This window comes from Tahibacter caeni, assembly GCF_024609805.1.
GTDB lineage: Bacteria > Pseudomonadota > Gammaproteobacteria > Xanthomonadales > Rhodanobacteraceae > Tahibacter > Tahibacter caeni.
In genome coordinates, this window is the sequence record NZ_JANFVR010000153.1 from 1 (window position 1) to 11,161 (window position 11,161).

9 protein-coding genes and 1 pseudogene are annotated in these 11,161 nt (G+C 68.8%); 1 reads left to right on the top strand and 9 read right to left on the bottom strand.

Annotated elements, in window-relative coordinates; all coding sequences use genetic code 11:
- The 5 genes and pseudogenes from NON22_RS13780 to aptA form a co-directional block, all read right to left on the bottom strand.
- Positions 1–468, bottom strand: a pseudogene (locus NON22_RS13780) (hypothetical protein); the annotation flags it as partial.
- Between the two features lie 373 nt (positions 469–841).
- The gene (locus NON22_RS13785) at positions 842–1,654 is read right to left on the bottom strand and encodes a CPBP family intramembrane glutamic endopeptidase (protein ID WP_257387518.1); all 813 of its coding nucleotides are present in this window, start codon (positions 1,652–1,654) and stop codon (positions 842–844) included.
- Positions 1,655–1,785: 131 nt separating this feature from the next.
- Positions 1,786–3,054, bottom strand: coding sequence for a Zn-dependent hydrolase (locus NON22_RS13790; RefSeq protein WP_257387519.1), 1,269 nt, complete (start codon positions 3,052–3,054; stop codon positions 1,786–1,788).
- Positions 3,055–3,119: 65 nt separating this feature from the next.
- Positions 3,120–4,622: a CoA-acylating methylmalonate-semialdehyde dehydrogenase gene (locus tag NON22_RS13795; RefSeq protein WP_257387520.1), complete on the bottom strand. Its 1,503-nt coding sequence runs from the start codon at positions 4,620–4,622 to the stop codon at positions 3,120–3,122.
- 71 nt (positions 4,623–4,693) lie between these two features.
- Positions 4,694–6,046, bottom strand: a complete 1,353-nt coding sequence (aptA, locus tag NON22_RS13800) for an omega-aminotransferase AptA (protein ID WP_257387521.1) — start codon at positions 6,044–6,046, stop codon at positions 4,694–4,696.
- Between the two features lie 316 nt (positions 6,047–6,362).
- Between aptA and NON22_RS13805 the strand changes: the two genes are divergently transcribed.
- On the top strand, positions 6,363–7,649 hold the full coding sequence (locus tag NON22_RS13805) for an amidohydrolase family protein (protein ID WP_257387522.1): 1,287 nt from the start codon (positions 6,363–6,365) through the stop codon (positions 7,647–7,649).
- A 22-nt stretch (positions 7,650–7,671) separates the two neighbouring features.
- Here the strand turns inward: NON22_RS13805 and NON22_RS13810 are convergent, their stop codons facing one another.
- From NON22_RS13810 to NON22_RS13825, 4 genes are all read right to left on the bottom strand, one after another.
- A complete protein-coding gene (locus NON22_RS13810; RefSeq protein ID WP_257387523.1) occupies positions 7,672–8,511 on the bottom strand; it encodes an SEC-C domain-containing protein in 840 nt (279 codons plus the stop codon).
- Between the two features lie 326 nt (positions 8,512–8,837).
- Complete coding sequence (gene groL, locus NON22_RS13815) at positions 8,838–10,487, bottom strand: chaperonin GroEL (RefSeq protein ID WP_257387524.1); 1,650 nt, start codon at positions 10,485–10,487, stop codon at positions 8,838–8,840.
- Between the two features lie 113 nt (positions 10,488–10,600).
- Positions 10,601–10,891, bottom strand: a complete 291-nt coding sequence (gene groES / locus NON22_RS13820; protein WP_257387525.1) for a co-chaperone GroES — start codon at positions 10,889–10,891, stop codon at positions 10,601–10,603.
- A gap of 55 nt (positions 10,892–10,946) precedes the next feature.
- The coding region (locus NON22_RS13825; protein ID WP_257387526.1) for a hypothetical protein at positions 10,947–11,161 on the bottom strand (215 nt) is incomplete at its 5' end.

Here is an 11,161-nt window from a genome sequence, read left to right on the forward strand (position 1 = left end):
GCAGGCCAGGCCCGCGGGGCCGGCGCCGACGACGGCGACGCGCCGGCCGGTCGCCGCGGCGCGCTCGAACAGCGCGGTGTTGCTGTCGAACACCCAGTCGGTCGCATAGCGCTGCAGCGCGCCGATCTGCACCGGCTGCGATTCGGCGGTGTTGCGCACGCAGCTGCCTTCGCAAAGGATCTCGGTCGGGCAGACGCGCGCGCACATGCCGCCGAGCACGTTGGCGCCGAGGATGTCCTGCGCGGCGCCGCGCAGGTTGTCGGTCGTGATGCGGCGGATGAAGCTCGGGATGTCGATGCCGGTCGGACAGGCCTGTATGCACGGCGCGTCGTAGCAGTAGTAGCAGCGCTGCGCCGCGATCAGGGCGCTCTGACGGTCCAGCGGCGGGGCGACGTCGTCGAAATTCTGCGCGAGCTGCTCCACGGACAGGCGTCCGGAAGCGATGTCGGCGTGGTCCTTACGGTCCATTCGTTCTCCTGGGGGCGCCTGGGAGGAAACCAGGACGACGCGCGCGCCACCCGCCAGCGGCTCGGCGGACGAGGACGGACGCGATCGTCGGAAGAGGTCGGGGGCAAGACCTGCAGGCGGCCCTTGCGCCTGCGCGACGCGCCCTGGCCGGGCGGGTCCTTACCCCACCCGCCTCTTGTAGTCGCATTGCGGCGCCGGCGCAAGCGGCGCTGCGGCAGCCTGCGCGGGGCGTGCGCGGCTCGCTCGCCCGTGGATGCAACGGCTCTCAGCGCATGCCGCTGGACGTTCCCATCGGCGTCGCTTCCCGATCTGCCTGCCCGACTTCGTCCAACCCAGCCAACGCGGTGACGCCGGCATTCGAGTGCCGGTCGGTTCAGGCCTTTCCGGCCTGTTGTCGGAACCACAGCACGAACGCAAGCGCATACAGCAGCGCGACGAGCAGGCCGCTGTCGGCGCCGAGGATTTCCCAGAGGTCGGCGCGAGCGCCCGGCTGCGTCAGCAGCAGCGCCGGCACGGCGAGCTGGAAGAAGAAATTGTGCGCGGCATGCAGCAGCACGGCCGGCCACAGGGACGCGGACCGCAGCCGCACGGCGCCGATCACGCCGCCGAGCGCGACGATGCTGAGTGCATAGGCCGCGGTCACGAGCATCGTGTGCGGCGTCGCGTAGAAGCCGCCGAACGCGATCAGCGGCAGGTGCCAGACGGCCCAGACCAGCCCGGAGATCAGCAGCGGATGCGCGACGCCGCCGGCGACGAGCTTCGGCAGCAGGAAGCCGCGCCAGCCGAGCTCCTCGCCGAGCGCGCCGAACAGGCCGACCGCGAGCAGGAGCGCGAACACCGGCGCGAACGGCAGCCATTGCCCGAGCGCGAGCGGCGCGAAGTAGCGGACGTCGAGCAACGCGCAGAGCACGCCGGTCGCGAGCGCGAGCAGCAGCGGCAGGACGACGGCCTGGACCAGGTATTTCGGCCGCGCCGCCGCGAAACCGGCATCGGCGAACCCGAGACGCAGGAACCGGCGCAGCAACAGCGACACGAGGCCCGGAATCCACATGAGCACGACGAGGCCGGCCACGCCGTAGCGCGCGACGCCGCCGCCGACAATCAGGAAGGCCTCGTAGGCCCAGCTCAGCGGCAGCACGATCGCGACGAACAGCAGCGCGAGTTTTCTGTCGTTCGGTTGCATCATTGCCCGGCTCCCTGCCAACGCCCGCTCCTCGGATGCCGTACGCGGCGAAACGGTCGCAGCGACGCCGCGCTGCACGGCCGCAGCGGCAGCGCGGCGAGTGCTCCGGCAAGACGTGGATCGCGCTCCGAGGTCTAGCGCCCCGCCCTTCCGAGCATCGCGTGCAGCAGCACGTTCGCGCCGGCTTCTATCCATTCCGGCGTCGCGTCCTCGATCTCGTTGTGGCTGATGCCGCCGATGCACGGCACGAACACCATCGCGGTCGGCGCGACCTGGGCCAGATAGCACGCGTCGTGGCCGGCGCCCGAGACGATGTCGCGGTGCGAGTAGCCGAATTTCTGCGCGCCGGCGCGGACCGAGGCGACGCAATCGGCGTCGAACGCGACCGGCGCGTAGTAGAAGATCTGTTCGAGCTTCGACACCTCGACCTTGGCTTCGTCGGCCGCGGCGGCGATGCCGGCGCGCAGGTCGGCGTCCATCTGCGCGAGCACCGTGTCCTCGGGATGGCGCAGGTCCACGGTGAAGAACACGCGGCCCGGAATCACGTTGCGCGAGTTCGGATGCACCTGCAGCATGCCGACCGTCGCGCAGGCGTACGGCGCGTACGCGTGGCCGATCGCGTTGACCAGCTGGATAACTTTAGCAGCGGCTAGCAGCGCGTCGCGGCGCCGCGGCATCGGCGTCGGGCCCGCATGCGATTCCTGGCCGGTCAGCACGACTTCGTACCAGCGCTGGCCCTGGGCCGCGTGCACGACGCCTATCGTCACGTTCTCGGCTTCGAGGATGGGGCCCTGCTCGATGTGCAGCTCGAACGCCGCATGGATCGGCTTGCCGACCGGCGCATCGCCGGCGTAGCCGATGCGCGCGAGCTCCTCGCCCATGGTCTTTCCGTCCACGTCGGCCCGCGAGAGTCCGTAGTCCAGGGTGAACACACCGGCGAACACGCCGGAGGACACCATGGCCGGCGCGAAGCGCGAGCCTTCCTCGTTGGTCCAGATCACGACTTCGACCGGCCGGTCGGTCTCGATGCCGTGGTCGTTGAGCGAGCGGATGACTTCTAGCCCGCCGAGCACGCCGTAGATGCCGTCGAACTTGCCGCCCGTGGGCTGCGAGTCCGCATGCGAGCCGGTCACGACCGGCGCGAGGCTGTCGTCCTTGCCAGCGCGGCGCGCGAACACGTTGCCCATGCGGTCGACCGTGATCGTGCAGCCGGCTTCCTTCGCCCAGCGCACGAACAGGTCGCGGCCCTGCTTGTCCAGATCGGTCAGCGCGAGCCGGCAGACGCCGCCTTTCGGCGTCGCGCCGATCTTGGCCATCTCCATGAGGCTGTCCCAGAGGCGGCGGCCGTTCACGCGCAAGGTCGCGGCGTCTGCGGCGGCGGAAGTCTTGGGTATCGCGTTCATGGCAGTCCTCGGCGGAAACGGAAACGGAAACGATGCGGCGCACGGCCTGCGCCGCGCGACTCGACTCAGGTATGCGGCATGACGAACTGTGCGCCGGCGCGGATGCTCGTCGGCCAGCGCGTCGTCACCGCTTTGAGCCGCGTATAGAAGCGCACGCCTTCGGGGCCGTAGACGTGATGGTCGCCGAACAGCGACGCCTTCCAGCCGCCGAAGCTGTGGAAGGCCATCGGCACCGGGATCGGCACGTTGATGCCGACCATGCCGACCTGCACGCGCTGGGCGAAGTCGCGCGCGGCGTCGCCGTCGCGCGTGAACAGCGCGACGCCGTTGCCGTATTCGTGCGCGTTGACCAGCTGCAGCGCGTCCTCGTAGCTGGCCACGCGCATCAGCGACAGCACCGGCCCGAAGATTTCCTCGCGGTAGATGCGCATGCCGGGTTGCACGTGGTCGAACAGGCAGCCGCCGAGGAAGAAGCCGTCCTCGCAGCCGGCGACCACGTGGCCACGGCCGTCGACGACGAGCGACGCGCCTTCGGTCACGCCGATGTCGACGTAGTCCTTCACCTTGTCGCGATGCGCGCGCGTGATCAGCGGGCCCATGTCCATGCCGTCGGCGTCGCCGCGGCCAATCCTCAGAGCGGCTATGCGCGGCGCGAGCTTCCCGACGAGCCGGTCGGCCGTCTCGTCGCCGACCGCAACGGCGACCGAGATCGCCATGCAGCGTTCGCCGGCCGAGCCGTAGCCGGCGCCGAGCAGCGCGTCGGCGGCCTGATCGAGGTCCGCGTCGGGCAGGACGACCATGTGATTCTTGGCACCGCCGAGCGCCTGCACGCGCTTGCCGGCGGCGCAGCCCGTCGCATAGATGTAGCGCGCGATCGGCGTGGAGCCGACGAAGCTGACCGCGGCCACGTCCGGGTGTGCGAGGATCGCGTCGACGGCGACCTTGTCGCCCTGCACGACGTTGAACACGCCGGGCGGCAGGCCTGCTTCGGCCAGCCAGTCGGCCAGCAGCAGCGACGGCGACGGATCGCGTTCGGACGGCTTGAGCACGAAGCAGTTGCCGCAGGCGATCGCGATCGGAAACATCCACAGCGGCACCATGGCCGGGAAGTTGAACGGCGTGATGCCGGCGACGACGCCGAGCGGCTGGCGCAGGCTGTGCGCGTCGACCGCGGTGCCGACGTTCTCGGTGACTTCGCCCTTGAGCAGCTGCGGAATGCCGCAGGCGAACTCGACGACTTCGATGCCGCGCTGCACTTCGCCGAGCGCGTCGCTGTGGGTCTTGCCGTGTTCGGCGGTGATCGCCGCGGCGAGCTCGTCGGCGCGCAGCTCGAGCAGCTCGCGCAGCTTGAACAGCACGCGCGCGCGCTTGAGCGGCGGCGTCTGCGACCAGGCCGGGAACGCGGCCTTCGCGGCGCGCACGGCCGCGTCGACCTCGGCCGGCGTCGCCAGCGGCAGACGGCCGGTCTGCTCGCCAGTGGCCGGATTGTAGACCGCGCTCACGCGCGCGTCCTCGACACTGTGCCGTTCGCCGGCGATGTAATGCGGAATGATCACGGGGGCTAGCATGGCTTTCTCCTGGCGCCGGCCGCTCGAAGCGGCGGCGCACGGTGGGACGTAGGCGCGGGCGTCGTCGCGGCTCAGGCCACGGCGCGTATCGCCGCACGCACGCCGTCGAACATCTGCGCGAGCTCCGCGTCGGTCGTGATGACCGGCGGCGCGAGCGCGATCGTGTCGCCGGTGAAACGCAGCAGCAGACCGCGCTTGAGGCCTTCCTCGAACAGGCGCAGTCCGCGCAGGCCGGGCTGACCCGGGAGCGACGACAGTTCCACGGCCGCGGCCGCGCCGCAGTTGCGGATGTCGATGACGTTGGGCTCGCCCTTGAGCGAATGCGCGGCGTCCTCGATCTTGCGGCCGAGTTCGGCGAAGCGCTGCGGCACCGCGTCGGCATGCAGGATGTCGAGCGTCGCATGCGCCGCGGCGACGGCCAGCGCATGCGCCGAATACGTGTAGCCGTGGAACAGCTCGACCATGTAGTCGGGCCCTTGCATGAACGCGTCGTAGACCGCGTCGGTCGCGATGACGCCGCCCATCGGCACGGTGCCGTTGTTGACGCACTTGGCGAACGTGATGAGGTCCGGCGTCGTGCCGAACGCCTGTGCGCCGAACCAGTCGCCCATGCGGCCGAAGCCGCAGATCACTTCGTCGAAGATCAGCAGGATGCCGTGCTTCGTGCAGATCTCGCGCAGACGCTGCAGATAGCCCTGCGGCGGCACGACGACGCCGACCGAGCCCTGCATGGGCTCGACGATGACCGCGGCGATCGTCGAGGCGTCGTGCAGCGCGACGAGGCGCTCCAGCTCGTCGGCCAGATGCGCACCCCAGGCCGGCTGGCCGCGCGAGAAGGCCATTTCCTTGAGATTGTGCGTATGCGGCAGATGGTCGACACCCGGCAGCATCAGCGGCGCGAACATCTTGCGGTTGGCGACCATGCCGCCGGCGGAAATCCCGGCGATGCCGACGCCGTGATAGCCCTTCTCGCGGCCGATGATGCGCGTGCGCGACGCCTCGCCGCGCAGGCGGTGGTAGGCGATCGCGATCTTGACCGCGGTGTCGACGGCTTCGGAGCCGGAGTTGGTGAAGAACACGCGGTTCAGATCGCCCGGCGCGACCGCGGCGATGCGCTCGGCCAAGCGGAACGTGTCGGGGCTGGCGACCTGGAACGCAGGGATGTAGTCGGCCTTGTCGAGCTGGGCCTTGACCGCCTCGACGATGCGCGGATCGCGATGGCCCAGCGAGGAACACCAGAGGCCGGACAGGCAGTCGAACAGGCGCTGGCCTTCGACGGTTGTGTAGTAGGCGCCGGAGGCTTCGACGAGCAGGCGGTCCAGCGGGCGGTGCTGCTTGAAATAGCGGTTGTGCGTGAACGGCATCCAGTACGGATCGAGGTTCAGATCCGTCTCGGACTGCGGCGCCGTAGCGGCAAGATTCATGGCGGGTTCGGTCCTGGGTTCGTGCGGGCAGACCCGATGGTGCCGCAACGGCACCGCGTCCGTCTGCGCGCGCCTGGGTCGCGCGGTGGAATGCCGCGGCAACGGCGTCGCCGCCGCCTCCGCGACCGCCGCAGGCGGCCCTGGCCGCGCGGCGCTGGAACTGCGCGCTGCGGACTACCTGCCGCAACGCTGCCGGCGAGACCGTATCGCCGACGGAATGCCGAGCGTTGCACTACGCGCGCACGGATGCAAGCGGCGGCGCAGGGCTGCGCCGGCGTGCTAGCGTGCGCTCCCGTTTCCGCCGCCGCCATCCTCCATGGACCTGATCCTGCGCCACGCCAACCTGCCCGACGGACGTCGCGACCACGACATCGGCATCCGCGACGGGCACATCGCCGCGGTCGCGCCGGCGCTCGCGGCGACGGCCGCCGAAGAGATCGATCTGTGCGGCCGCCTCGTCAGTCCCCCGTTCGTCGACGCGCATTTCCATCTCGACGCGGCGCTGTCGCTCGGTCTGCCTCGCCTCAACCGTTCCGGCACCTTGCTCGAAGGCATCGCGCTCTGGGGCGAGCTCAAGCCGCAGCTGACGCAGGAGGCGCTGATCGAGCGCGCACTGGCCTACTGCGACATGGCGGTCAGCCAGGGCCTGCTCGCGATCCGCAGCCACGTCGACGTCTGCGACGACCGCCTGCTCGCGGTGGATGCGCTGCTGGAAGTGAAACGCCGGGTCGCGCCCTATCTCGATCTGCAGCTCGTCGCGTTTCCCCAGGACGGGCTGCTGCGCTCGGCCACCGCGCACGACAACCTTCTGCGCGCGCTCGACCGCGGCGTCGAGGTCGTCGGCGGCATTCCGCATTTCGAGCGCACCATGGCCGACGGCGCCGAATCGGTGCGCCGGCTCTGCGAGCTCGCCGCCGAACGCGGCCTGCTCGTGGACATGCATTGCGACGAGTCCGACGACCCGCTGTCGCGGCACATCGAGACCCTGGCCGCGCAGACGCACCGCCTCGGCCTGCACGGCCGCGTGACCGGCTCGCACCTGACCTCGATGCATTCGATGGACAACTACTACGTGTCCAAGCTACTGCCGCTGATCGCCGAAAGCGGCGTCGCGGCGGTGGCCAACCCGCTGATCAACATCACCCTGCAGGGCCGCCACGACAGCTATCCGAAGCGCCGCGGCATGACGCGCGTGCCGGAGCTGCTGGCCGCCGGCGTGAACGTCGCGTTCGGCCACGACTGCGTCATGGACCCGTGGTACTCGTTCGGCAGCGCCGACATGCTCGAGGTCGCGCACATGGGCATCCATGTCGCGCAGATGACCTCGCAGGACGCGATACGCCAGGCCTTCGACGCAATCACCGTCAACGCCGCGCGCATCCTGCACCTGGACGGCTACGGCCTCGCGCCGGGCTGCCGCGCCGACATCGTCGTGCTGCAGGCGGCCGATCCGTTCGAGGCGCTGCGCCTGAAGGCCGCGCGGCTGTACGTGCTGCGCAGCGGTCGCGTGATCGCCAGCAGCCCCGAGCGCGCCGCGGCGCTCGATCTGCCGGGGCGGCCGGACCGCGTGACCCCGGAATTCGTGCCGGGATCGATCCGTTAGAGGCGATTGCCGGCCGCAGGCACTACGGCTGGACGCCGTCGATGTATCGGTCCAGCACAGCCATGCCGTCGCGTTCCAGCTCCCGCAAGTGCTCGATCAGCCCGCGCAGACCGGGATCGTTGCGACGGCCCAGCCTTGCTATCCAGCGCCGCGCCGCGACCCTCGCTTCGGCTTCGCGGCCTTCGTTGAGCAACAACGTCACTTCGAGATGGGACAGCGAGATCGCTTCGGGATCGATCTGCTCGGCCTCGCGGAACAGCGCCCAGACCTTGGCGAAATCCTGCCGGTCACTCGCGATCGAAGCCAGACGCTGCAACGCGGCGGATTTCACCGTGCGGTCACCGTGACGCACGGCGCGCTCCAGCAGTTGCGCCTTCTTGCGCGGCTTGCCCAGATCGGAATACACATCGGTGAGAAGATCGAGCAGCAGCTCGCGGCGCGCGACGAATGCATCGTCGCGCAGGAACCACGGCTCCAGCAGCGCCAGCACCGATGTGCTGTCGCCCCGCGCCTGCCATTCACCCGCGACATGCGCGACCCGGTCGACGTCCACGCGGCTGTCCGGCAGCGCTTTCCACTGCGTGCGCGGCAGCAGGCGCAACACTTCGCCAAGCAGGTTCGCATCCCTCAGCGGCAGGTTGCGCGACAGCGGCTCGCAGCATTGTTTGAACTTGACGCCGGAACCACAGTAACAAGGTTCGTTGCGCTGCGGCGTCGGCAACAGCGGGGAAGCAAAGCCGTGGGCCGGATTCGGCGACGCCTGCCATACCGAGCGCGCCAGCGCGAGGCCGAGCCGCCTGCGCAGATCGTCGTCGTCGCGCAAGTTGCCCTCGGGCGGCGCCGGGAACAGATCGCGCTCCATCTGCAGGTAACGCCGCTGATATTCGGACAGATCGTCGCTGCGCAGCAGCAGCTGCAGACAGCGGCTGACGAAAAAATCGAAGTCGAATCCGCCGTTCATCCTGCACCTTCATTTCAGATCCGGCATCGTACCGGCTAAATCGGTGTCGCGCCGCACCCGATCGGGTGCGCTCGCCTGCATCCGGACGGGGCACGCCGGCGCAGCACCTCCACCGCCTGACCAGGCACCTGCCGCCAATGAAAAGCCCCGCATCGCTGCGGGGCTTTCGGCATCGCATGATCCGCCGCGCGCTGCGCGGCGGATCGTAGACGACGGGTCGCGGACTATCAGAAGTCCATGCCGCCCATACCGCCCATGCCGCCGCCGTGGTCGTGGCCGCCGGCAGCCGGCGCGTCCTTCTTCGGCGCTTCGGCGACCATGGCTTCGGTCGTGATCATCAGGCCGGCGATCGAGGCCGCGTTCTGCAGTGCCGAACGGGTGACCTTGGTCGGGTCCAGGATGCCGAACGCGATCATGTCGCCGTATTCGCCGTTGGCCGCGTTGTAGCCGAAGTTGCCCGAACCTTCCTTCACCTTGTTCAGGACGACCGAGGGCTCTTCGCCGCAGTTGCTGACGATTTCGCGCAGCGGCGCTTCCATCGCGCGCTTGGCGATGTTGATGCCGTGGGCCTGGTCTTCGTTGTCGCCCTTGACCGAGCCGATGGCCTGCAGCGCGCGGATCAGCGCGACGCCGCCGCCCGGGACCACGCCTTCCTCGACGGCCGCACGCGTCGCGTGCAGGGCGTCTTCGACGCGGGCCTTCTTTTCCTTCATTTCGACTTCGGTCGCGGCGCCGACCTTGATGACCGCAACGCCGCCGGCCAGCTTGGCCACGCGTTCCTGCAGCTTTTCGCGGTCGTAGTCGGAGCTGGTCTCTTCGATCTGGGCCTTGATCTGCTTGATGCGGGCCTGGATCGCGTCGGCGTCGCCGGCGCCGTCGATGATGGTCGAATTTTCCTTCGACACGACGATCTTCTTGGCGCGGCCGAGATCCTTGATCGTGGCCTTTTCGAGCTGCAGGCCGACTTCCTCGGAGATCACGGTGCCGCCGGTCAGGACAGCCATGTCTTCGAGCATCGCCTTGCGACGGTCGCCGAAGCCCGGCGCCTTGACCGCGCAGACCTTGACGATGCCGCGGATGGTGTTGACGACGAGGGTCGCCAGCGCTTCGCCTTCGACTTCCTCGGCGACGATCAGCAGCGGCTTGCCGGCCTTCGCGACGCCTTCGAGCACGGGCAGCAGCTCGCGCACGTTGGAGATCTTCTTGTCGTGCAGCAGGATGTACGGATCGTCCAGTTCGGCCTGCATCGACTGCTGGTTGTTGATGAAGTACGGCGACAGGTAGCCGCGGTCGAACTGCATGCCTTCGACGACGTCGAGCTCGTTCTCGAGACCCGAGCCTTCCTCGACGGTGATCACGCCTTCCTTGCCGACCTTCTTCATCGCCTCGGCGATGATGTCGCCGATGTTGGCGTCGGAGTTGGCCGAGATCGTGCCGACCTGGGCGATAGCCTTGTCGTCGGCGGTCGGCTTGGACAGGGACTTCAGCTCGGCGACGGCGGCCGTGACGGCCTTGTCGATGCCGCGCTTGAGGTCCATCGGGTTCATGCCGGCGGCGACGGCCTTCATGCCTTCGCGGATCAGCGCCTGAGCGAGAACGGTCGCGGTCGTGGTGCCGTCGCCGGCGACGTCGGAGGTCTTGGAAGCGACTTCCTTGACCATCTGCGCGCCCATGTTCTCGAACTTGTCGGCCAGCTCGATTTCCTTGGCGACGGAGACGCCGTCCTTGGTGATCGTCGGCGCGCCGAAGCTCTTTTCGAGCACGACGTTGCGGCCCTTCGGGCCCAGGGTGGCCTTTACGGCGTTGGCGAGGGTATTGACGCCGCGGACCATGCGGGCGCGGGCATCTTCACCGAAACGGATTTCTTTGGCTGCCATTGGATAAGACTCCGGAAAATTCTTGGGGATGTAGCGAGGAAAAAGAGAGCGGTGACGGATCGGGCGGCTGCGCTGTCGCCGCGGGGGCGTCGCGCCGCATCCGTCGGCGGCGATCAGGCTTCGATGACGGCCAGCAGATCTTCTTCGCGCATGACCAGCAGCTCTTCGCCGTCGATCTTCACTTCGGTGCCGCTGTACTTGCCGAACAGCACCTTGTCGCCGGCCTTGACCGCGATCGGACGGACCTTGCCGTCTTCGAGGATCTTGCCGGTGCCGGCAGCGATGACTTCACCGCGGACGGGCTTTTCGGTCGCGCTGTCGGGGATCACGATGCCGCCGGCGGACTTGGTCTCGGCTTCCAGGCGCTTGATGATCACGCGATCGTGCAGGGGACGAAGCTTCATGGGTTGTTCCCTCAAAGTGACAAGGAGTTGATTAATAAAGGGTTGTGGCGGCCTGTTAGCACTCACCGCCGGTGAGTGCCAATTTTAGCCGGGAAAAGTGACAAGGCAATGCCCTGTCGGGTGACCGGCAGATAGGGCGCTGCCCGGCGCTTTCAAGAGCCGGCCCGCCGGCGATCGCGTCGATCCGATCCGGCAGCCGCGGCAGCGGCCGCGGCCGTGCCGGCCCGGCGACGGCGTCGTGCCGCAAGCGGGCCATGGGCGCGGCGGGCC

Excerpts from the sequence above, each read along its gene's own strand:
- groL (WP_257387524.1), bottom strand. The coding sequence starts at position 10,487 with ATGGCAGCCAAAGAAATCCGTTTCGGTGAAGATGCCCGCGCCCGCATG.
- NON22_RS13785 (WP_257387518.1), bottom strand. The coding sequence starts at position 1,654 with ATGATGCAACCGAACGACAGAAAACTCGCGCTGCTGTTCGTCGCGATC.
- NON22_RS13810 (WP_257387523.1), bottom strand. The coding sequence starts at position 8,511 with ATGGAGCGCGATCTGTTCCCGGCGCCGCCCGAGGGCAACTTGCGCGAC.
- NON22_RS13790 (WP_257387519.1), bottom strand. The coding sequence starts at position 3,054 with ATGAACGCGATACCCAAGACTTCCGCCGCCGCAGACGCCGCGACCTTG.
- aptA (WP_257387521.1), bottom strand. The coding sequence starts at position 6,046 with ATGAATCTTGCCGCTACGGCGCCGCAGTCCGAGACGGATCTGAACCTC.
- NON22_RS13805 (WP_257387522.1), top strand. The coding sequence starts at position 6,363 with ATGGACCTGATCCTGCGCCACGCCAACCTGCCCGACGGACGTCGCGAC.
- NON22_RS13795 (WP_257387520.1), bottom strand. The coding sequence starts at position 4,622 with ATGCTAGCCCCCGTGATCATTCCGCATTACATCGCCGGCGAACGGCAC.
- groES (WP_257387525.1), bottom strand. The coding sequence starts at position 10,891 with ATGAAGCTTCGTCCCCTGCACGATCGCGTGATCATCAAGCGCCTGGAA.